Source organism: Microbacterium sp. p3-SID336 (assembly GCF_025143365.1).
In the GTDB taxonomy this organism is placed as follows: Bacteria; Actinomycetota; Actinomycetes; order Actinomycetales; family Microbacteriaceae; genus Microbacterium.
Genome location: NZ_JALXPE010000022.1, coordinates 30,481 through 52,290, shown reverse-complemented (window position 1 = coordinate 52,290; position 21,810 = coordinate 30,481). Strand labels below are relative to the sequence as shown.

General features: G+C 70.1%; 20 protein-coding genes. 1 reads left to right on the top strand and 19 read right to left on the bottom strand.

Going from position 1 to position 21,810, the window contains the following annotated elements:
• Nucleotides 1-12 precede the first annotated feature (12 nt).
• The 8 genes from uvrC to M3C17_RS08415 are packed head-to-tail and all read right to left on the bottom strand — an operon-like array spanning nucleotide 13 to nucleotide 9,394.
• Nucleotides 13-1,917, bottom strand: a complete 1,905-nt coding sequence (gene uvrC, locus M3C17_RS08450) for an excinuclease ABC subunit UvrC (protein ID WP_259977211.1) — start codon at nucleotides 1,915-1,917, stop codon at nucleotides 13-15.
• Nucleotides 1,917-4,805: an excinuclease ABC subunit UvrA gene (gene uvrA / locus M3C17_RS08445; protein WP_259977210.1), complete on the bottom strand. Its 2,889-nt coding sequence runs from the start codon at nucleotides 4,803-4,805 to the stop codon at nucleotides 1,917-1,919. The genes uvrC and uvrA overlap by 1 nt, the downstream gene beginning before the upstream one ends.
• A 37-nt stretch (nucleotides 4,806-4,842) precedes the next feature.
• The gene (locus tag M3C17_RS08440; protein ID WP_259977209.1) at nucleotides 4,843-5,403 is read right to left on the bottom strand and encodes a hypothetical protein; all 561 of its coding nucleotides are present in this window, start codon (nucleotides 5,401-5,403) and stop codon (nucleotides 4,843-4,845) included.
• Nucleotides 5,400-6,707, bottom strand: a complete 1,308-nt coding sequence (locus M3C17_RS08435; RefSeq protein ID WP_259977208.1) for a DUF58 domain-containing protein — start codon at nucleotides 6,705-6,707, stop codon at nucleotides 5,400-5,402. The genes M3C17_RS08440 and M3C17_RS08435 overlap by 4 nt, the downstream gene beginning before the upstream one ends.
• On the bottom strand, nucleotides 6,704-7,675 hold the full coding sequence (locus tag M3C17_RS08430; protein WP_259977207.1) for a MoxR family ATPase: 972 nt from the start codon (nucleotides 7,673-7,675) through the stop codon (nucleotides 6,704-6,706). The genes M3C17_RS08435 and M3C17_RS08430 overlap by 4 nt, the downstream gene beginning before the upstream one ends.
• A complete protein-coding gene (locus tag M3C17_RS08425) occupies nucleotides 7,672-8,145 on the bottom strand; it encodes a hypothetical protein (RefSeq protein ID WP_259977206.1) in 474 nt (157 codons plus the stop codon). Before M3C17_RS08425 ends, M3C17_RS08430 begins: the two co-directional genes overlap by 4 nt.
• The gene (locus M3C17_RS08420) at nucleotides 8,142-8,894 is read right to left on the bottom strand and encodes a DUF4129 domain-containing protein (RefSeq protein WP_259977205.1); all 753 of its coding nucleotides are present in this window, start codon (nucleotides 8,892-8,894) and stop codon (nucleotides 8,142-8,144) included. The genes M3C17_RS08425 and M3C17_RS08420 overlap by 4 nt, the downstream gene beginning before the upstream one ends.
• Before the next feature lie 56 nt (nucleotides 8,895-8,950).
• Entirely contained in the window at nucleotides 8,951-9,394 is a 444-nt protein-coding gene (locus M3C17_RS08415; RefSeq protein ID WP_259977204.1) for a MarR family winged helix-turn-helix transcriptional regulator, read from the bottom strand.
• Nucleotides 9,395-9,433: 39 nt separating this feature from the next.
• Between M3C17_RS08415 and M3C17_RS08410 the strand changes: the two genes are divergently transcribed.
• Nucleotides 9,434-9,682, top strand: a complete 249-nt coding sequence (locus tag M3C17_RS08410) for a hypothetical protein (RefSeq protein WP_396819885.1) — start codon at nucleotides 9,434-9,436, stop codon at nucleotides 9,680-9,682.
• Here M3C17_RS08410 and M3C17_RS08405 read toward each other — a convergent pair.
• The 11 genes from M3C17_RS08405 to rpsA form a co-directional block, all read right to left on the bottom strand.
• The gene (locus M3C17_RS08405; RefSeq protein ID WP_259977202.1) at nucleotides 9,679-10,053 is read right to left on the bottom strand and encodes a TfoX/Sxy family protein; all 375 of its coding nucleotides are present in this window, start codon (nucleotides 10,051-10,053) and stop codon (nucleotides 9,679-9,681) included. The two genes, M3C17_RS08410 and M3C17_RS08405, sit on opposite strands and share 4 nt — an antisense overlap.
• A 12-nt stretch (nucleotides 10,054-10,065) precedes the next feature.
• Nucleotides 10,066-12,138, bottom strand: a complete 2,073-nt coding sequence (uvrB, locus tag M3C17_RS08400; RefSeq protein ID WP_259977201.1) for an excinuclease ABC subunit UvrB — start codon at nucleotides 12,136-12,138, stop codon at nucleotides 10,066-10,068.
• Nucleotides 12,139-12,177: 39 nt separating this feature from the next.
• Nucleotides 12,178-12,726 carry a hypothetical protein gene (locus M3C17_RS08395; RefSeq protein WP_259977200.1) on the bottom strand — a complete coding sequence of 183 codons (549 nt, stop codon included), beginning with the start codon at nucleotides 12,724-12,726 and terminating at the stop codon, nucleotides 12,178-12,180.
• 138 nt (nucleotides 12,727-12,864) lie between these two features.
• Nucleotides 12,865-13,464 (bottom strand): dephospho-CoA kinase, encoded by a 600-nt coding sequence (coaE, locus tag M3C17_RS08390; protein WP_259977198.1) that lies wholly within the window; start codon nucleotides 13,462-13,464, stop codon nucleotides 12,865-12,867.
• Between the two features lie 30 nt (nucleotides 13,465-13,494).
• Complete coding sequence (locus tag M3C17_RS08385; protein ID WP_396819883.1) at nucleotides 13,495-14,070, bottom strand: CoA-binding protein; 576 nt, start codon at nucleotides 14,068-14,070, stop codon at nucleotides 13,495-13,497.
• A complete protein-coding gene (locus tag M3C17_RS08380; RefSeq protein WP_259977197.1) occupies nucleotides 14,067-15,371 on the bottom strand; it encodes an O-acetylhomoserine aminocarboxypropyltransferase/cysteine synthase family protein in 1,305 nt (434 codons plus the stop codon). The genes M3C17_RS08385 and M3C17_RS08380 overlap by 4 nt, the downstream gene beginning before the upstream one ends.
• The gene (gene acs, locus M3C17_RS08375; protein WP_259977196.1) at nucleotides 15,368-17,377 is read right to left on the bottom strand and encodes an acetate--CoA ligase; all 2,010 of its coding nucleotides are present in this window, start codon (nucleotides 17,375-17,377) and stop codon (nucleotides 15,368-15,370) included. The genes M3C17_RS08380 and acs overlap by 4 nt, the downstream gene beginning before the upstream one ends.
• Entirely contained in the window at nucleotides 17,368-18,153 is a 786-nt protein-coding gene (locus M3C17_RS08370; RefSeq protein WP_259977219.1) for an ABC transporter permease, read from the bottom strand. Before M3C17_RS08370 ends, acs begins: the two co-directional genes overlap by 10 nt.
• Nucleotides 18,154-18,254: 101 nt before the next feature.
• Nucleotides 18,255-19,295: an aliphatic sulfonate ABC transporter substrate-binding protein gene (locus M3C17_RS08365; protein WP_259977194.1), complete on the bottom strand. Its 1,041-nt coding sequence runs from the start codon at nucleotides 19,293-19,295 to the stop codon at nucleotides 18,255-18,257.
• Nucleotides 19,292-20,134, bottom strand: a complete 843-nt coding sequence (locus M3C17_RS08360) for an ABC transporter ATP-binding protein (protein WP_259977193.1) — start codon at nucleotides 20,132-20,134, stop codon at nucleotides 19,292-19,294. The genes M3C17_RS08365 and M3C17_RS08360 overlap by 4 nt, the downstream gene beginning before the upstream one ends.
• A 145-nt stretch (nucleotides 20,135-20,279) precedes the next feature.
• Nucleotides 20,280-21,734: a 30S ribosomal protein S1 gene (gene rpsA, locus M3C17_RS08355; RefSeq protein ID WP_136028795.1), complete on the bottom strand. Its 1,455-nt coding sequence runs from the start codon at nucleotides 21,732-21,734 to the stop codon at nucleotides 20,280-20,282.
• Between the last annotated feature and the right edge of the window lie 76 nt (nucleotides 21,735-21,810).

Here is a 21,810-nt window from a genome sequence, read left to right as displayed (position 1 = left end):
CGGCCTCCCAGCCTAGCGAGTGGACAGGTGCGTATGGATGTTCTCGGCGAGCACGGGGCCGATGCCCTGCACTTGCTGGATCTCGCCCGGTTCGGCCGCGCGCAGCGCCGTGACTGAGCCGAAGTGCTTCAACAGCACCTTGATCCGCGAGGCACCCAGTCCCGGCACCTCGGCCAGCACGGTCGTGATGTCTTTCTTGCGCTTTTTCCGCTGGTGCGTGATCGCGAAGCGATGGGCCTCATCGCGCAGGCGCTGCAGCAGGTACAGCGCCTCGCTGGTGCGCGGCAGGATCACCGGGAAGTCGTCGCCGGGGAGCCACACCTCCTCCAGGCGCTTGGCGATGCCGCAGACCGCGATCTCGGTGTGCCCAGCGTCGCGAAGGGCACGCGCTGCGGCCTCGACCTGCGGCTTGCCGCCGTCGACCAGCAGCAGCTGCGGCGGATACGCGAAGCGAGGCTTGCGGCGGACGCCCGCCTCGCCCACGTCCTCCCCCACCACGTCCGACGTCGTGGGGTCGATCGCCTCCTCGACCTCCGGCCGGTCGAGGTAGGCCAGCCGACGCCGCAGCACCTGATACATCGAATCGGTGTCGTCCGTGGTCTCGGCGATCCCGAACGTGCGGTACTGGTCCTTACGCGGAAGCCCGTCCTCGAAGACGACCATCGAGGCGACGACGTTCGTGCCGCCGAGGTGCGAGATGTCGAAGCATTCGATCCGCAGCGGCGCCTCGTCCATCCCCAGCGCCTCCTGCAGGTCGGTCAGGGCCTGGGTGCGGGCGACGTAGTCGCTCGTGCGACGCGTCTTGTGGCGGATGAGCGCCTGCTGAGCGTTCAGGGTGGCGGTGCGCATCAGGTCAGCACGCTGCCCACGGTGTGCCACGGCGATCTCGACCTTGCGACCGCGACGCTCGCGGAGCCACTGCTCGAGCTCGGCGGCGTCGTCGGGCAGGGTCGGCACGAGGATCCGCCGCGGCACATCCTGCGCTTCACCGTAGGCCTGCTGCAGGACCTGTTCCACGAGCTCGGCGCTCGTGATGTCGATCTCCTTCTCGATCGTCAGCGCGCGCACACCGCGCACGCGGCCGCCGCGGATGACGAAGTGCTGCACGGCCGCGGCCAGCTCGTCCTCGGCGATGCCGAACAGGTCGGCGTCCTCGTCGGCGGGAAGCACGAGCGCGCTCTTGCCGAGCACGGCCTCGATCGCCGAGAGCTTGTCGCGGTACTTCGCCGCCGTCTCGTAGTCCATCGCCGCGGAGGCCGCGAGCATGCGCTTCGTGAGCTCGCGCGTGAACCGCTCGTCCCCGCCCGCCATGAACGCCACGAAGTCGTCGACCATGGCGCGATGCTCCTCGATCGTCACGGTCATCGAGCACGGCCCGCCGCACTTGCCGATCTGCCCGGGGAAGCACGGCCGGCCGGTCTGCATCGCCCGCTTGTAGCTCGCGTCGCTGCACGTGCGGATCGGGAAGGCCTTGATCATCAGGTCGATGGTCTCGTGCACCGCCCACACCTTCGGGTACGGACCGAAGTACCGCGCGCCGGGGATCCTCCTGTTGCGGGTCACCAGCACCCGCGGCGCCTCGTCGCCCAGGGTGACCGCCATGAACGGATACGACTTGTCGTCGCGGTACTTCACGTTGAAGGGCGGATCGAACTCCTTGATCCACATGTACTCCAGCTGCAGGGAGTCCACGTCGGTGGGCACGACCGTCCACTCCACGGAGGCAGCCGTCGTGACCATCCGCCGCGTGCGCTCGTGGAGTGTGCGCAGCGGTGCGAAGTAGTTCGAGAGCCGCTGCCGCAGGTTCTTCGCCTTGCCGACGTAGAGCACCCGCCCGTTGGCGTCGCGGAAGCGGTACACGCCGGGGTCGGTGGGGATCTCCCCCGTCCGCGGCTTGTACGGCAGCACGTCCGCCATCAGCTGGCCTTCCGCGCAGCGCGCCCCTCACCCAGGATCTCGGCGAGGAACTGGCCGGTGTGGCTCTCCTCGACCCGCGCGATCTGCTCGGGCGTCCCCGTCGCGAGAATGGTGCCGCCACCGGACCCGCCCTCCGGTCCGAGGTCGATCACCCAGTCCGCCGACTTGATCACATCGAGGTTGTGCTCGATCACGATGACCGTGTTGCCCTTGTCGACGAGGCCGTTGAGCACCTCGAGGAGCTTGCGGACGTCTTCGAAGTGCAGACCGGTCGTCGGCTCGTCGAGCACGTAGATGCTGCGCCCGTTGCTGCGGCGCTGGAGCTCGGTCGCGAGCTTGACGCGCTGCGCCTCGCCGCCGGACAGGGTCGTGGCGGACTGACCGAGCCGCACGTAGCCGAGGCCGACGTCCACCAGCGTCTTCATGTAGCGGTGGATCGCCTGGATCGGCTCGAAGAACTCCGCGGCCTCCTCGATCGGCATCTCCAGCACCTCGGCGATGTTCTTGCCCTTGTAGTGCACCGCGAGCGTGTCCCGGTTGTACCGCTTGCCGTGACAGACCTCACAGTCCACGTAGACGTCGGGCAGGAAGTTCATCTCGATCTTGATCGTGCCGTCGCCGGAGCAGGCCTCGCAGCGGCCGCCCTTGACGTTGAAGCTGAAGCGCCCCGGCTGATACCCGCGCACCTTCGCCTCCGGCGTCTCGCTGAAGAGGGTGCGGATGCGGTCGAAGACGCCCGTGTAGGTCGCCGGGTTCGAGCGCGGGGTGCGACCGATCGGGGCCTGGTCGACGTGCACGACCTTGTCGAGGTTGTCGAGCCCGGTCACTCGGGTGTGCTTACCCGGCACGGTGCGCGCCCCGTTGAGACGCGACGCGAGCACCTGGTACAGGATGTCGTTCACGAGCGACGACTTGCCCGACCCGCTGACGCCGGTGACCGCGGTGAGCACTCCGAGCGGGAAGTCCGCCGTGACGTTGCGCAGGTTGTTCGCGCGGGCGCCGACGACGCTCAGCATGCGCTTCTTGTCGATCTTCCTGCGCTTGTCCGGCATCGGGATCTCGCGACGCCCTGCGAGGTAGTCGCCGGTCATCGACTCGGTGTCACCGAGCAGCGCGGAGTAGGGGCCGGAGTGCACCACGGCACCGCCGTTCACCCCCGCGCCGGGTCCGATGTCGACCACCCAGTCGGCGGCCTCGATGGTCTCCTCGTCGTGTTCGACGACGATCAGCGTGTTGCCGAGATCCCGCAGCGTGAGCAGCGTCTCGATGAGCCGGCGATTGTCCCGCTGATGCAGCCCGATCGAGGGCTCGTCGAGGACGTAGAGGACCCCGGTGAGGCCGGAGCCGATCTGCGTGGCCAGACGGATGCGCTGCGCCTCCCCGCCCGACAGCGAGCCGGCAGAGCGGCTGAGGTTCAGGTACGACAGCCCCACCTGCAGCAGGAAGTCGAGGCGCAGCCGGATCTCTCGGAGCACCTGCGCGGCGATCTTGGCCTCGCGCTCGGTGAGGTGCAGCTTCTCCATGAAGTCCCTGGCGTCGGCGAGGCTCAGGTGCGAGACCTCGGCGATCGAGTGACCGTGCACCCGCACAGCCAGCACCTCGGGCTTGAGGCGGTCGCCGTTGCACACCGGGCAGGGCACCTCGCGGAGGTACTCGCCCCAGCGGCTGCGCTGCGTGTCGGACTCGGCCTGGAGGTACTGCCGCTCGATGTACGGCACCACCCCCTCGAACCCGGACGCGTAGCGCATCTCACGTCCGTACCGGTTCTTCCACTTGACGGTGACCTTATAGTTCTCGCCGCGGAGGACCGCGTCCTTCACGTCGGAGTGGAGCTCGCGCCAGGGTGTGTCGAGAGAGAAGTCGAGATCGCGCGCGAGACCTTCGAGCAGCCGCTCGTAGTACTGGAACAGCCCCTTGCCCTGCGTGGTCCAGGGGATGATGACGCCCTCGCGGATCGACAGGTCTTCGTCGCCCAGCATCAGCTCGACGTCGACGGACATGCGCGTGCCCAGGCCGGAGCAGGCGGGGCAGGCGCCGAACGGCGCGTTGAACGAGAAGGTGCGAGGCTCGATCTCGGTCAGCGTCAGCGCGTGACCGTTCGGGCACGCGAGCTTCTCGGAGAACGTCTGCCAGGCGTCGTCGCCCTCGCCGTCGACGTAGTTGATCTGCACCACGCCGCCCGCGAGGCCCAGCGCCGTCTCCACCGAGTCGGTGACGCGGCCGAGGATGTCGGGCGTGGCGACGAGGCGGTCGACGACCACGGCAATGTCGTGCTTGTAGCTCTTCTTCAGCGTGGGCGGCTCGGCCAGCTGGATGAGGTCGCCGTCGACGATCGCCCGCGAGTAGCCCTTCGCGCCGAGCTCGCGGAACAGGTCGACGAACTCGCCCTTCTTCTGGGAGACGATCGGTGCGACCACCTGGTAGCGGGTGCGCTCCGGAAGCTCCATGAGCTGGTCTGCGATCTGCTGCACCGTCTGGCGCTGGATCTTCTCACCGCACTCCGGACAGTGCGGAACGCCGATCCGCGCCCACAGCAGCCGCATGTAGTCGTAGATCTCGGTGATGGTGCCGACCGTCGAGCGCGGGTTGCGGTTCGTCGACTTCTGGTCGATCGACACCGCCGGGCTCAGACCCTCGATGAAGTCGACGTCCGGACGGTCCACCTGTCCGAGGAACTGGCGCGCGTACGCGCTCAGCGATTCGACGTAGCGACGCTGCCCCTCGGCGAAGATCGTGTCGAACGCGAGGCTCGACTTGCCCGACCCCGACAGGCCGGTGAAGACGACGAGCGAATCACGGGGGATGTCGATGTCGACGTTCTTGAGGTTGTGGACGCGGGCACCGCGGACACTGAGTTTTCCTGGGGACGCAACGGGGACGATGGGCACCGAACAAGTCTACGAGGGGCCACGGACATCGGCTCCGCTACGGCCGTTTCCCCCCGCCCACACCCGGCGCGGCGGCCGCTTTCCCCGCGTCGATACCTCGCAGGGAGCGGAGCAGCAGCAGGACCCCGGCGAGGAGCCCGGCAGCCGCCACCGGCGCGATCCAGGGACCTCCGTCGCCGCTGCGCTGCGTGAGCGCCCATGCCCCGAGCACGACCGACTGCGCCACCAGCTGGACCACGACGAACCGCCCGAGCGTCGGCACGAGCACCCGCAGCGCGACCCACGACAGCGCCGGCACCGTCAGCGAGAGCGAGCCCAGGACGTGGATGGCGTGCACGAGCAGCACGGCGAGCGCGGTCCGCCCAGGCGCCGGCTCGGACAGGATCACGCCGAACGGCAGACACGCCGCTCCCACCCAGGCGGCGAGCGACTGGGGAAGGACGGCCGCGACCACCGCCGCGGCGACGGCCACACCCTGCCACAGCGGATACGGCTGGAGCGTGAGCGCGCCGACCAGTGTCACGGCGACGACCGCCAGCCGCAGCACCGCACCGGGAAGCGCGGCGCCTACGCGGAACCCGCGGACGCGACGGCTCACGGTCGCACCGCCCTGAAGCGCTCCTGCAGCACCGCGGCCACCCGCAGCGCGACGTCCACGTCGTCCTGCGCCCACGCGATGACCTGCACCCCCGCGCCGCGCAGCTCGGCGAGGATGTCGGCCCGCTCCGCCAGGAGCATCCGCAGGGCGACGCGCTGCTCGCGCGTGAGCCGTGCGGTGTCCGGTGCGGGCAGCACGTCCACCGCCACCACCGCGTGGCCCGCCGCGCGCCATCCCGTCGCCAGCCGGGCGGCGACACCGTCCGCGAACGTCGACAGCACGAATACCACCGACCCCGGCGGGATGATCGGCGATCGGCGGTAGGACGTGTCCTCGTTCTTCCCCGTCGCAGCGATCGACGCACGCACCAGGGCGAGCTGGCGACGTCCGCCGCCGGACGGCACGCTCTGCCCGCCGGGCGACAGCGCATGGTACGCGACCCGATCGCCGGACTCGATCGCCGCGGTCGCCACGGACATGGCCGCCTCGCGCGCCAGGTCCAGCGAGGTGACGCCCGACCGGTCGGGATCCGTCGTCCCCCACGCCGCGACCGCTGTCCCCAGTTCCTCCGCGGTGTCCACCGCGAGCACGACCGAGGACTCGCTGAGGGCGTTCCTGCGCCGCACCAGCAGTTCCCCGGGGCGCCGCGCGGCCCGGGCCGTCGCGCGCCAGTCCACGCGCCGCAGCTCGTCCCCGAGCACGAACGGATGGATGTCATGGAAGTCCCCGCCCTGACCGAGACGGCGCCCCTCGTGCGTGCCATGCAGACCGCCCAGGCGCGCCGCCACCGGAAGCCGCTCGGCTCGGCGGGCGCCGGGGGCCGCGTTCCAGACGATGCTGCTGCGCGGGCCTGGCGCGGTCACCCAGGCGCCGTCCATCGCCGTGCCGCGCACGGTCAGCGCGAGGAGCTCGACAGGGCCGGAGTGCTGCAGCCGCGTGCGCGCTCTGAGCGCACCGGACCCTGGGCGCACATCCGCGAGACCCGTCCGCCTCCCCTCCTGCTCCACCGCGACCTGCGCCCACTCTGCGGCGAGCTCAATGTCCGCGGTCGTCCGGACGAGGGGCTCGTCGATATCCGCCGCCTCCGCGCGCAGCGTGACCGTGGTCTCGCCATCGCGCGGGCGTCCCCACACGGCCCACACCGCGGTCAGCGCCAGAGGCAGCCCGATGCCGATCACGTCCGGGCGGGAGAACGTCAACCCGCCCCCTGCGAGCAGCGCCGCGCCGAGGGAGCCGACCGCGATCACGGGGGTTCGCCGCCAGCCCACCGCGCCGACGGTGGTCCTCGTCGTCCGCGCGGTCACCGCGCCGCCGCGACCGTGGGAGGCACCGCCGTCTGCGCGAGCACCGCCGACACCACACTGCGTGGATCGACCCCCTGCGCCCACGCCTGCGGGGTGAGGGTGAGGCGATGCGCCAGCACCGGGACGGCGATGCGCTTGATGTCGTCCGGGCGCACGTAGGCCCGCCCGTCGAGGGCCGCGAGCGCACGCCCCAGCAGCACGAGCGCCTGGGACCCGCGGGGGGAAGCACCCACCGACACGTTCGCGGCGTCGCGCGTCGCCCTGGCCAGCTCGACGCAGTAGCGCGCGACATCGGCGTCCACGTGGATGCGCTCCACGGCCGCCTGGAGCGCGAGTAGCCCCTCGGCATCCACCACGGGCTCGACTCGCACGTCCGGCGTCTGCCGTCGCACGCGGTCCAGGATGATCTGCGTCTCGTCCTCGGGTTCGGGGTACCCGACGGAAAGACGCACCATGAACCGGTCGAGCTGCGCCTCCGGGAGCGCATACGTGCCCTCGTACTCGATCGGGTTGGAGGTCGCGATCACATGGAAGGGTCGCGGAAGCGGGAAGCGGTTGCCCTCCACCGTCACCTGTCGCTCTTCCATCGCCTCGAGCATCGCGGACTGCGTCTTGGGCGTGGTGCGGTTTACCTCGTCGGCGAGGAGCAGCCCCGTGAACAGCGGCCCCGGGCGGAACACGAAGTCGCCGTCCGCCGGCGCATACACATAGGAGCCGGTGACGTCGCCCGGGAGCATGTCCGGGGTGCACTGCAGACGGCGGAAGTCGAGCCCGAGCGCTTTGGCGAGGCTGCGTGCGGCCAGCGTCTTGCCCAGCCCCGGCACATCCTCGAAGAGCACATGCCCGCCGGCGAGGATCGTCGCGAGGGCGACGGTGAGCGGCTCGTCCATGCCGACGACCGCCGTGCGCACGCCGTCCAGCACGCGGCGGCCGACCTCGGCGATCTGCGTCGTCTCGTCCCTGGTCATCGGTTCTCCTTCAGCTCGCTCGGTATGCGGTCGAGCGCGTCGAGCGCCCTTTCGATGTCGGCCGTGTGCACCTCGCGTCGATGCAGTCCCTCCCGTACGCCCTCGCCGAGCAGCGCATCGACGCCCTCGTGCTGAGCCGGGTCGTCCAGGTCGAGGCCCTGATGCGCGAGCCGGCGGCGCAGCACGCTCTGCACGCGGCGGACCACGACGTGCCCCGCGACGCCGGTGCGGGGGTTGATGGCCCATGCCAGCCGGGAGACCTCGGAGCCGCGCGCCTCCTGCGCCGGCTTCATCGGCGGCCAGGCGGCCCCCTCGTCCACGAAGGGCTGCCGGCTCGCGAGGACGACGGCGGCCGCGATCAGCATCCAGGACAGTGCGAAGAGGATCGGGAACCCCAGGCTGACCATGATCACGAGCAGGGCCGCCGCGACCAGCCCGCCGATGGTCAGGAGCACGATTCTGCCCGTCATCGCCACCCCGCCCTGATCCCCCGCACGCTCGCTGCCGCCGTCGCGCGGTCCGCCTCGCCGGCGGGCATCCCGCCGAAGCGCACGCGTTCGTAGAGTCCGAGAAGAGTGCGCACGTCCGCCGCGATACCGGAGCGCCGACTGATGATGCGGACGGTGAACTCTCCCGGCGTCTCGCTCCGCGCACGACCGGCACCGGCGTCCTGCGCCGAGCGCTCCAGCTCGAGCCATGCCGCCACGATGGCATCGCCGGGGTCGGCGCCGTCCTCGATCGCTCGAAGTGCGTCCGACACGCCTCGGCGGATGACGGCCTCGTCCGGCTCCGCCTCGACACCGTCGCCCACGAGCTCGACGGTGGCAGCGGCGACCGGACGGCGGGCGCCTGGTCGATCGCGCCAGAGCTCCCGGAGCCGGCGGATGGCCCACCGCAGCACGACGACGAGCAGGGCGAGGACCACCAGGGCCAGCAGCGCCCCGAACACGATCCCCAGGATCTGCATCAGCAGCGTGTCCTCGGGCGGCTCGATCACGGGCGGCGGCGACGTGGTGACCTCCGGGATCACCGTCTCCTCCGCCGGCCGCTCCCTGGGCTGCGGAGTCGGGGGCGCGAACTGCGGAATCCCCTGGAGCACGGCGGCGAGCGTGAGCATCGCGAAGAGGGCGGCGGTGGCGCTCAGCGACGTCACCACGCGCAGGGAGGTCGGCGGCTCGGCGCGTGCGGGCACCACGGCTGGGGCCTCGGTGCGCGACATGAATCCGCCCTAGGGGCGGGGCCGGGTCGAACCGGTCGCTCGGGCGGGGGTGTCGATCAGGGCAGTTCGGGGCGACGACCCGCGAACGCGCCGAGGCCGTCCCGCAGGGCACCGATCTCCTCGATGCCCATGCCGACCGCTCGCATCACCTGCATCGGCACGTCGACCGCGCGCTCCCGCAGCGCGACTCCCGCATCGGTGAGCGCGATCTCCAGGCGGCGCTCATCCTCGGCGCTACGCTGGCGGGTCACGAGACCGTCGGCCTCGAGGCGCTTCACGAGCGGTGACGCCGTGGCCGCTTCCAGGGCCAGGTCGGCGGCGAGGTCGTTCAGCGTGCGGGGCGCCCGCTCCCACAGCGCCAGCATCACGAGGTACTGAGGGTGCGTGAGCCCGAGAGGCTCCAGAATCGGGCGGTAGATGGCCACGACGTTGCGGGCCGCGGTCACCAGCGCGAAGCACAGCTGGTTCTCCAAGCGGAGCAGGTCATCGGTTGCGGTCACGATTCCGACTATACATCTGCACGAATCATTAGTACACTAATGAACATGTCGAAGGACTCCAACCGGCCCCCGCTTCGCACCCGCATCCGCGAAGCGGGCGGCCTCTACACCTGGGTCAACACCAATCTCGTCCGGCTCGCGGGCCCCGCCTCGGTCGGTCCGTACGAGAAGACGCCTCCGCCCAGTGCCGCCGAACGCGCCGAACGCGCGTGCCCCCTCTGCGGCGCCCCCATGACGGAGCACGAGATCGACCGCTCGGGACCGAAGACCCTGGTGCACTGCCCCTAGTCGCGCTGCTCGTCGGTCGAGGCCTCCGCCTCGGGGGTCTCGACCGCGGCGCCGGTGGACTCGCGCGCCACGTCGAGCCACATCATGAGTGTGACATCGTCGGTGATCGCCGATGATGCCACGTCGAGCCAGCCGGAGCTCATGGTGCGTGAGCCCATCACCGCCCGCGAGACCCCCGGCAGCGTGAGCATGGCCGCACCGTTCTCGTCGTCGACGCGCACGAGCAGGATCCCGTTCTTCCGCGCGCCCACCAGGATGCGGCCCTCGTCGAGGAACGCCCTGGTCCCGAACATGCGCCTCTCTTCGATCGAGGCGTCCGCACTCAGCAGAGCCCTGATGCGATCGGCCAGCTCCTCCCCCGCGGCATCCATTGTCGGCACCGTCTACGCGTGTCCCGCGCGTTCCATCGACCGCAGTTCCTTCTTCAGGTCCTGCACCTCGTCGCGCAGCCGTCCGGCGAGCTCGAACTTGAGCTCCGACGCCGCGGCGAGCATCTGATCCGTGAGGTCCTGGATCGTGGCCTCCAGCTGCTGCGCCCCTTCTGCGGCGATGCCCGTGCGGCGCAGGTTCGGCGTCGGCGACTTGCCCTTGCCGGACGCACGACCGCGCCCTGACATCATGTCCGCGGTGTCGGCGCCTTCCCGCGCCAGCACCTCGGTGATGTCGGCGATCCGCTTGCGCAGCGGCTGCGGGTCGATGCCGTTCTCCTTGTTGTACGCGATCTGCTTCTCACGTCGACGGTCGGTCTCCTCGATGGCCTTGGCCATGGAGTCGGTCATGTTGTCCGCGTACATGTGCACTTCGCCGGAGACGTTTCGCGCCGCACGGCCGATGGTCTGGATCAGCGAGGTGCCCGAGCGCAGGAAGCCCTCCTTGTCGGCGTCGAGAATCGCCACGAGCGACACCTCCGGGAGGTCGAGGCCCTCACGCAGGAGGTTGATGCCCACCAGGACGTCGTACACACCGGCGCGCAGCTCGCTGAGCAGTTCGACACGGCGCAGTGTGTCCACGTCGGAGTGCAGGTAGCGCACCCGCACTCCGTGCTCGCCCAGGAAGTCCGTGAGCTCCTCGGCCATCTTCTTGGTCAGCGTCGTCACGAGCACCCGCTCGTCGCGCTCGACGCGGAGGCGGATCTCCTCCAGCAGGTCGTCGATCTGCCCCTTCGACGGCTTCACGATGATCTCCGGATCGACCAGCCCGGTCGGACGGATGATCTGCTCCACCACGCCGTCGGCGATGCCCATCTCGTACTTGCCGGGGGTGGCCGACAGGTACACAGTCTGGCCCACGCGGTTCTTGAACTCGTCCCACCGCAGGGGGCGGTTGTCCATCGCGCTCGGCAGACGGAAGCCGTGGTCCACCAGGGTGCGCTTGCGCGACGCGTCGCCCTCGTACATCGCGCCGATCTGCGGCACCGTGACGTGGGACTCGTCGATCACCAGCAGGAAGTCGTCGGGGAAGAAGTCGAGCAGGGTGTGCGGCGGCTCGCCCGGCATGCGACCGTCCATGTGCCGGGAGTAGTTCTCGATTCCGGAGCAGAATCCGAGCTGCTGCAGCATCTCGAGATCGAACGTCGTGCGCATGCGGAGACGCTGCGCCTCCAGCAGCTTGCCCTGCCGTTCGAACTCCTTCAGCCGCTCCTCGAGCTCGTGCTCGATCGTGCCGATGGAGCGCTGGATCACGTCCGTTCCGGCAACATAGTGCGACGCCGGGAAGATCGGCACGGCGTCGAGCTTCTCGATGACCTCGCCGGTGAGCGGGTGCAGGGAGTAGAGCGCCTCGATCTCGTCGCCGAACAGCTCGATGCGGATCGCGTGCTCTTCGTAGACCGGGATGATCTCGATCGTGTCGCCGCGCACACGGAAGTTGCCGCGGGAGAAGTCGACGTCGTTGCGGTTGTACTGCATCGCGATGAACTGGCGGATCAGCGCGTCGCGGTCGTACCGCTCGCCGACCTGCAAGGCCACCATCGCACGCAGGTATTCCTCGGGAGCACCGAGGCCGTAGATGCAGGACACCGTGGAGACGACCACCACATCGCGGCGGCTGAGCAGCGAGTTGGTCGTGGAGTGCCGCAGCCGCTCGACCTCCGCGTTGATCGACGAATCCTTCTCGATGAAGGTGTCGGTCTGCGGGACGTAGGCCTCCGGCTGGTAGTAGTCGTAGTAGGAGACGAAGTACTCGACCGCGTTGTTCGGCATGAGCTCGCGGAACTCGTTCGCGAGCTGCGCCGCCAGCGTCTTGTTGTGCGCGAGCACCAGGGTGGGCCGCTGCACCTGCTCGACCAGCCACGCCGTCGTCGCCGACTTGCCGGTACCGGTCGCACCGAGGAGCACGACGTCGGTCTCACCCGCATTGATGCGGGATGCGAGCTCGGCGATCGCCTGCGGCTGGTCACCGGCCGGGGCGTACTCGCTGATGACCTCGAAGGGGCGGACACTGCGCGTGGGCTGCATGCTTCCAGCGTATTCCGCCCCTCCGACATCGGGGCCGCGTCAGGCGATCAGAGTCGCCGTCTGCGCCGAGGGCTCGGTGGTCGCCGTCGCGCTGCCGCCGTTGATGAGGCTCATCGTCGCCGTCGAGGTCAGCGCGCCCGGCGCCGTGCCGATGACGTTGAACGAGAGCGCATCACCGAAGCTCGACGGCGTGCGCGTGAAGGTGAAGGACGTGGCGCTCGAGCCCCCAGGGGGCACCGGGGTCCACTGACCGAAGGAGGAGGCGGGGTCGAGCGTGACCGGCGACGAGAACGAGACGACCACCACGAGCGAGGCGCCGGACGGCGGGTTCACCCAGGGGTTGGCGCGGTAGCTGATCTGCGTGCTGAAGGTGGCGCGGAGCCCTCCGCCGGCAGCCACGAGGCTGGTGAAGGCGCCCTGCGCCTCCGCGTCCCAGTAGTAGTTGGCGACCCCGTTCGGCACGACGGTGCCGCTTGCCGCCGCCAGCGGTGCGGCGACAGCCACCGCGATGACGGGCGCCGACCACGCGGCGCCCTTGATCAGAGTCCGACGCGAGATGCCATGGCTCGACTGAGTCACTTCTTCCACTCCCCAACGCGTGGAAAAAGCTATCCCCCAGCAGACCATCCCCTGGTGCGTCCCCACGCCCGCAGCCAGAATACCAGATGTGGACGAAAGTCCACTGTCGCCACCGCCGCAGGGATGCTAGGCGAGCGAGGGCGCCGCTCAGCGCGAGACGAGACGCTCCCAGAGGGCATCGGTCTGAGCGAGGGTCTGCTCCAGCGAACCGCTCGTATCGATCACCACGTCCGCGATCGCGAGCCGCTTCTCGTCCGGAACCTGCGCCCCGATCCTCTCCCTCGCCGCGACCTCGTCCAGGCCGCGCAGTTGGATCAGTCGTCGCAGGCGCTCCTCGACCGGTGCGTGGGCGACGACGATCAGGTCCCAGGGGTCGTCGACGCGCGCCTCGACGAGGAGCGGAACGTCGTAGACCACCACTGTCCGAGGGTCCGCGGAGAGCGCCTCGGTGAACCGGCGCTGCGACTCCTCGCGTACCGCCGGGTGCACGACCTCGTTGAGCTGCGCGAGCAGCTCCGGATCCCCGAACACGCGCGCACCGAGGGCGGGGCGGTCCAGAGCGCCGTCCTCCGCGATGACGTCCGGCCCGAAGACCTGGGCGATGCGTGCGAGCACAGCCGATCCCGGTGCCTGCACCTCACGGACGATCGCGTCGGCGTCGACCACCACCGCTCCGTGCTCGGCGAGGCGTCGTGCGATGGTGGACTTCCCGGACGCGATACCGCCGGTCAGCGCGATGAGGGGCATGGCGCCAGTCTAGGTTCCCCCGGCACGAGGTCAGCGCGCGAGCAGCTGCCTCCGCGAGCTGATCACGCCCGTGTCGAATCCGGCCAGGTGCAGTCCGCCGTGGAACCGCGCGTGCTCGATCTTGACGCACCGGTCCATCACCACGGCGAGCCCCGCCGCCTCGGCGATCGCCGCCGCCTCCTCGTTCCACGAGCCGAGCTGCAGCCACAGCGTGCTCGCACCGCTGTCGATCGCCTCCTGCGCCACCCCGGGCAGGTCGTCGTGCCGCCGGAAGACGTCCACGATGTCCGGCTTCACCGGCAGCTCCGCGAGCGATGCGTACACCGGCTGCCCGAGGATCTCGCTCTCCCGCGGATTCACGAGGTACACGTCGTACGCGGTGCTCGACAGGAGGTAGGTCGCCACGAAGAACGAGGCACGCGCCGGGTTGTTCGACGCGCCGACGATCGCGATCGATCGTGCGCGTCGGAGCATCCCGAAGCGCTCCTGCTGCGAGGGCCCGACCCAGCGTCGCCCCGGTGTCGACGCCGGGCTGGGAAGCGCGCAGGCGGCGGCGGTCGGAGCGGGCAACGCGCAGGCGTCGCCGGTGGCGTACTCGGTGCTCATCGGCTCGCTCCCGTCGCGATGGTGAGTGCCTGGTCGAGGTCCCAGACGATGTCCTCCGCATCCTCCAGCCCCACCGAGATCCGGATCAGGTCCGGGCGGACCCCCGCAGCCGCCAGCTGATCCTCCGTGAGCTGGCGATGCGTGGTCGATGCCGGATGGATGACGAGCGTGCGCGCATCGCCGATGTTGGCGAGGTGCGAGGCGAGCTGGAGGCTCTCGATGAGCTTCTCCCCCGCCCGCCGTCCGTCCTCCGCCGCCACGCCGAAGGCGAACACCGACCCCGGCCCGAGGGGCAGGTACCTGGCGGCCCGCTCATGGTGCGGGTGCCCCTCCAAGCCGGCCCAGGTGACATACGCCACGCGCGGGTCGGACGCGAGCCAGTCGGCCACGACGCGGGCGTTGGCCACATGGGCGTCGATCCGCTGCGGCAGCGTCTCGATGCCCTGCAGGAGGTTGAACGCGGCCTGCGGGCTCAGCGCCGGACCGATGTCGCGCAGCTGCTCGGAGCGCAGCTTGGTGAGGAATCCGTATTCACCGAAGTTGTCCCACCACTTGATGCCGCCGTACGAGTCGACCGGCTCCGTCATCTGCGGGAACTTCCCGTTCCCCCAGTCGAACGTGCCCTTCTCGATCACGATACCGCCCAGCGTGGTGCCGTGGCCGCCCAGGAACTTCGTGACCGAGTGGATCACGATGTCCGCGCCGTGCTCCAGCGGCCGGGCCAGGTAGGGCGTCGCGAGGGTCGCGTCGACGACGAGGGGGACACCGGCCGCATGCGCGACCTCGGCCAGGCCCTCGATGTCGGCGATCTCCCCGGACGGATTGCCGATCATCTCGACGTACACCACCTTGGTCTCCGGCCGGATCGCCGCCGCGTACTCCGCCGGATCCGTCGAGGCGACGAAGGTGGTGTCCACCCCGAAGCGCCGCAGGGTCACGTCGAGCTGAGTGACCGTGCCGCCGTACAGCTGTGCGGCGGCGACGACGTGGTCGCCGGCGCCGACCAGTGCGGCGAAGGTGATGAACTCGGCGCTCATGCCGGAGGCCGTGGCCACGGCACCGATCCCGCCCTCCAACGACGCCAGCCGCTCCTCGAGCGCGGCCACCGTGGGGTTGCCGATGCGCGAGTAGATGTTGCCGTACTTCTGCAGAGCGAAGAGGTTCCCCGCGTCCGCCGCATCGTCGAAGACGAAGGACGTGGTCTGGTAGATCGGCACCGCTCTGGCGCCGGTGGCGGCGTCGGGGGTGCCCCCGGCGTGCAGGGCCCTGGTGCGGAACCCGAAGCGGTGTTCTTCCGTCATGATGTCCTCAGTTCTGCGGCGGAGAGTGCGGAGGCGATGTCGTCGACCGCCCAGGGATTCTGCAACGAGGTGGTGTCGCCGAGCGGGCCCGGCGTGCGTCCGGCGCGACGGTCGCGCTCGGCCTCCCACAACTGTGCCAGCAGCCGACGCATGATCTTGCCGGAGCGGGTCTTCGGCAGGTCGGGCACGACCACGACGTGACGCGGCTTGGCGACCGGTCCGATGGCCGAAGCGACCTGCGCGCGCAGTGCCCCCGGGTCGACCTCCGCACGCCCGGACGGCGTCACGAACGCCACGACGGCCTGCCCGGTGACCGTATCGGAGACTCCGGCGGAGCCCGCCTCCCCGACGCTGGCGTGCGCCACGAGCGCGGACTCGATCTCGATCGTCGACAGCCGGTGCCCTGAGACGTTCACGACGTCGTCGAGGCGGCCGAGGATCCAGATGTACCCGTCGGCATCCCGGGCGGCGCCATCGCCCGCGACGTAGTACCCGCCGTGCGCCCCGCGGCCCGCGTACGCGGACCAGTACGCGTCCCGATACCTCTCCGGGTTCCCCCACACGGTGCGCGCCATACCCGGCCAGGGGCGTCGTACGACGAGCGTGCCCGACCGTCCGGGTGGCACCTCGTCCCCGTCGTCGTCCACCACGGCCACGTCGATCCCCGGCAGCGGCACGGACGCCGACCCCGGCTTCAACGGCGTCACACCCGGCAGCGGGGCGATCATCGCCGCGCCCGTCTCCGACTGCCACCACGTGTCGATCACGGGGAGCTCGTCGCGACCGAAGTTCCGGCGGAACCACACCCAGGCCTCGGGGTTGATCGCCTCCCCCACGGTGCCCAGCAGCCGGAGGGACGAGAGGTCGTGCCCGGAGGGCAGGTCCGCACCGAACCAGGTCATGAAGGTGCGGATCAGCGTGGGCGCGGTGTAGTACACGGTGACGCCGAGCCGTTCGATGATCTCCAGGTGCCGTTCGCGATGGGGCGCATCCGGCGTTCCCTCGTAGATCACCTGTGTCAGCCCGTTCGAGAGCGGACCGTAGATCTCGTACGTGTGGGCCGTGACCCAGGCGAGGTCGGCCGTGCACCAGTGCACGTCGTCCGGCTTGGCGTCGAAGTGCGCCCAGTGCGCCCAGCTCGCGTGGGTCAGGTAGCCGCCGGCGGTGTGTACGAGTCCCTTCGGCTTCCCCGTCGTGCCCGAGGTGTAGATGATGAACAGCGGATGCTCCGCGTCGAAGGACTCGGCCTCGTGCACGGGCGACGCCGCGTCCACCACGTCATGCCACCAGACATCCCGACCGTCCGTCCACGGGACCGCCTGCCCCGTGCGTCGCAGCACGAGGACATGCGCGAGTCCCTCGAGTCCCGCGGCGGCGGCGTCCGCGGTGGACTTCACCTCGACGGCGGCACCGCGCCGGAACTGCCCGTCGCTGGTCACCAGCAGCTTCGCCCCGGTGTCCTCCAGGCGGAAGCGCACGGCCTCGGCGGAGAAGCCGCCGAACACGAGCGAGTGCACGGCGCCGATCCGCGCGCAGGCCAGAGCGATCACCACGGTCTCCACGAGCACCGGCAGGTACACGACCACACGGTCGCCCCGGCCGATGCCCAGGTCCAGCAGCGCGTTGGCCGCGCGCGCGACACGACGCTGCAGCTCGGCGTAGGTCACGGACTCCCGGTCGCCCGGCTCGCCCTCGAAGTGCAGCGCGACCTTGTCGCCTCGACCCGCGTCGACGTGACGGTCCACGCAGTTCACCGCGACGTTCAGCCGTCCGCCGACGAACCAGCGCGCAGCGGGGATCGCGTCCCCGCCGGGCGGCTCCCACTCGTGAGCGGTGTGCCACGGCTCCGTCCAGTCCAGGCGACGCGCCGCCTCCTCCCAGAAGCCCACGGGGTCGGCCGCCGCGCGCGCATACGCCTCCGCCGTCACATTGGCGTCAGCGAACGCGCGAGACGGCGGGTACACCCTGTCCTCGTGCAGCCGCGCCTCGGTCGCCGTCACGTCCATCGCCGCAGCAGGTACTTCTCGACCAGTGCCAGCACGCCGTTGGTGAGGGTGCCGAGCAGCGCGAGCAGCACGATCGAGAGCAGGATCCGGTCGACGCGGCCGCTGTTCTGCGAGTCGGTCAGCAGGAAGCCCAGCCCCATCGAGGACGCGATGAGCTCCGCGGCCACGAGGAACAGCCACGCCTGCGCGAGCGCGAGGCGCAGGCCGGACACCACCGAGGGCACCACGGCCGGCAGCTGCACGACGCGGAACAGGGACCAGCCGCGCAGACTGAAGGACCGTCCCGCCTCGACGAGCTGCGGGTCCACGTGACGCAGCGCGGATGCCACCGTGGTGTACACGGGGAAGAAGGCGCCGATCGCGATCAGGGTGACCTTGGACTCCTCGCCGATCTGCATCCACAGGATGAGCAGCGGCACCCAGGCGAGCGACGGCACCGCGCGCAGAGCCGCGAGGGTGGGACTGAGCAGCACGTCGCCGAGTCGCGAGAGCCCGACGATCCCGGCGGCGGCCAGGCCGATCGCCGACCCGATCGCGAAGCCGAGCAGCACGCGCTGCACGGAGATGGCGATGTGCGTCCACAGTTCTCCGCGCTGTGCGAGTTCGACTCCGGCGGTGAAGACGGAGGCCGGCGCGGGAAGCCGATAGGGCGGGACGAGTCCGCTGGAGGTCACGAGCTGCCAGGCGATCAGGATGAGGGCGGGCAGCAGCAGCCCGGCGAGGACGCGCACGCCGGGCCGATCCCAGGTGCGACGGATCCCGGCGTCGTTCCGCACCGCCGCTCGGGGGCCGCGCAGGGCCTCCTGCTCCGCGGCCGATGGGTGATCAGGGAGCAGCAGCGTCTGGTCGACGCCGCCGCCCTGCTGGTCCGATGCCGTCACTCGCCGCCGACCGCCTTCTTCGCGAAGGTGTCGTTCACGATCGAGGACAGCGCCGTGTCGACCGACTCCTGGCCGCCCTGCACGTCGCCGGACTCGACGAGCACCGGCGCGATCTTCTCCAGCACCGCGAGCTGGTCCTCGCCGGGGATGCCGTTGACGTCGAGGTTCGAGCGCTCCTGGATGACGGTGGTCGCGACCTCGATGTCGATGCCGGCGACCTCGGCGAGCAGCGCCGCCGTCTCCTCGGGGTTCTGCAGCGCCCACTCACGCGCCTGCTCGTAGGCGTCGACCACGGCCTGCGCGAGGTCGGCGTGGTTGTCGATGAAGTCCTCGGTCGCGTTGAGGAAGCCGTAGGTGTTGAAGTCCACGTTGCGGTAGATGAGCTGGTCGCCCGACTCGACCTCGGCCGCGGCCATGATCGGGTCGAGACCGGCCCACGCGTCGACGGAGCCGCCGTCGAGCGCCGCCCTGCCGTCGGCGTGCTGCAGGTTCTGCACCTCCACGTCGGCGAGCGACAGTCCGCCCTCCTCCAGCGCCTGCAAGAGGAAGAAGTACGGATCGGTGCCCTTGGTCGCAGCGATGGAGGCGCCCTTGAGGTCTTCCACCGAGGTGATGTCGCTGTCGGGGCCGACGACGATCGCCGACCACTCCGGCTGCGAGTAGATGTCGATCACCTGGATGGGTGAGCCGTTGGCCCGGGCGAGCAGCGCCGCAGAACCCGCCGTGGAGCCGACGTCGACCGAGCCGGAGCGCAGCAGCTCGTTCGCCTTGTTGGAGCCGGCGGACTGCACCCACTCGACGGTCACGTCATCGCCGAGGATCTCCTCCAGGACGCCCTGGTCGCGGATGACGAGGCTGAGCGGGTTGTAGGTGGCGAAGTCGATGGAGAGCGTGTCGGACGACCACTCGCTCCCCGCCGCCGGGGTCTTCTCCTCGTCCGCGGTGGCGTTCTCACCGGCGACGCAGCCGGTGGCGACGAGCATCATCGTCCCGGCGACGGCGATCGCAGGGATGATTCGGCGGGTGATGGTGCTCATCGGTTCTCCTCGGTGATGCGGTGGTGGGTGTCGACGCCGAGCCCTTCGAGCAGGTCGGCGCGCAGGTCGGCGAGTCCGCGGTCCGCGCGGTCGCGCGGGCGGATCCCGGGGACGTCGATCGTGCGGGCGATCGAGGGGTGCGCGTCGTCGCCGAGCGTGCGCAGCAGCAGCACACGGTCGGCCAGGTACAGCGCTTCCTCCACGTCGTGGGTGACGAGGAGGACGGTGGTGGGCTCCGCGGCGTGGATCTTCAGGAGAAGGTCGTGCATGCGGAGGCGGGTCAGGGCGTCGAGCGCCCCGAACGGCTCGTCGAGCAGCAGCACCGAGGGGTTCCGGGCGAGGGCTCTGGCAAGCGAGGCGCGCTGCGCCATGCCTCCGGACACCTCGCGCGGGCGCTGGTCGGCGGCGTGGGCGAGTCCCACGAGGTGCAGCAGCTCCTCGACCCGCTCGCGCCCCGGACGGCGCGCCGTACCACGCGGAAGCCCGAGCTCGACGTTCTGGGCCAGGGTGCGCCACGGCAGCAGGCGCGGCTCCTGGAAGGCGACGGCAGTGCGCTCGTCGGCGGCGGCGACCGTCGTGCCGTCGATGCTGATGCTTCCGCGGGTGGGGTTGTCGAGCCCGCCGACGAGCCGGAGCAGCGTGGACTTGCCGCATCCGGAGGGGCCGACGACCGCGACGATCTCACCCGCGGCGATGTCGAGGTCGATGCCGCGCAGCACCTCGCGACGCCCCTGTGCGAGCGCGAACGAGCGCTCGATGCCGTCCAGGCGGACGGCCTGCGCGGTGCCCGTGGTCGGGGGAACGTCGGCGGTGCGCGACGCGGGCAGCAGGGCGGTCATATGCCCATGCTGGCGGAGCGGCTCCTGTGTTACGAATACGGGCGTAATGTGGCGTCACGCAGCAGATCCGAGGCTCCCCCGGGCATGCGAAGAGGGCCGCCACCCCCGCCGTGGGGCGGGGGGACGGCCCTCTTGCGAATGTTACTTAGGAGTTGCCGCCCGAGAGCTTCTCGCGCAGAGCGGCGAGAGCCTCGTCATCGGCGAGCGTGCCGGCGCCGGCCGACTCGCTCGAGAAGGACTGGCCGCCGAAGTCGTCGCCGGCCGCAGCCTCGGCCTCGGCCGCCTTGGCGACCTGAGCCTTGTGCGCCTCCCAGCGAGCCTGGGCTGCAGCGTACTCCTGCTCCCATGCCTCGCGCTGGGCGTCGAAGCCTTCCTTCCACGCACCGGTCTCGGCGTCGAAGCCCTCCGGGTACTTGTACTCGCCGTTCTCGTCGTACTCGGCGAGCATGCCGTAGAGGGCCGGGTCGAACTCGGTGCCGTTGGGGTCGACCGACTCGTTGGCCTGCTTCAGCGACAGCGAGATACGGCGACGCTCCAGGTCGATGTCGATGACCTTGACGAAGACCTCTTCACCGACCGACACGACCTGCTCCGCCAGCTCGACGTGCTTGCTGGAGAGCTCGGAGATGTGCACGAGGCCCTCGATGCCGTCAGCGACACGCACGAACGCACCGAACGGAACGAGCTTGGTGACCTTGCCCGGCGTGACCTGACCGATCGCGTGGGTGCGGGCGAAGACCTGCCACGGGTCCTCCTGCGTCGCCTTGAGCGACAGGGAGACGCGCTCGCGGTCGAGGTCGACCTCGAGGATCTCGACGGTGACCTCCTGGCCCACCTCGACGACCTCGGAGGCGTGCTCGATGTGCTTCCAGGACAGCTCGGAGACGTGCACGAGGCCGTCCACGCCGCCCAGGTCGACGAACGCGCCGAAGTTGACGATCGAGGAGACGACACCCTTGCGGACCTGACCCTTGTGCAGGTTGTTCAGGAACGTGGTGCGCGACTCCGACTGCGTCTGCTCCAGCAGCGCGCGGCGGCTGAGGACGACGTTGTTGCGGTTCTTGTCGAGCTCGAGGATCTTCGCCTCGATCTCCTGGCCGAGGTACGGCGTGAGGTCGCGGACGCGACGCAGCTCGATGAGCGACGCCGGGAGGAAGCCACGGAGGCCGATGTCGACGATGAGTCCACCCTTGACGACCTCGATGACCGTACCGGTGACGACGCCGTCGTTCTCCTTGATCTTCTCGACGTCTCCCCAGGCGCGCTCGTACTGGGCGCGCTTCTTGGAGAGGATCAGGCGGCCTTCCTTGTCCTCCTTCTGGAGAACGAGGGCCTCGACCTGGTCACCGACGGCGACGACCTCGTTGGGGTCGACGTCGTGCTTGATCGAGAGCTCGCGCGAGGGGATGACACCCTCGGTCTTGTAGCCGACATCGAGGAGGACCTCATCGCGGTCGATCTTGACGATCGTGCCTTCGATGATGTCGCCGTCGTTGAAGAACTTCAGGGTCTTCTCGACCGCGGCCAGGAAGTCCTCAGCAGATCCGATGTCGTTGATGGCGACCTGCTTGGTGGCCGGGGCGGTCGTTGCGGTAGTCATGTAGTGGGTTGTCCTTGTTGAATGGATACTCGGGCTGGAAGCGCGGCCGCGCACGGCCGACAGCATGCTTCACAGC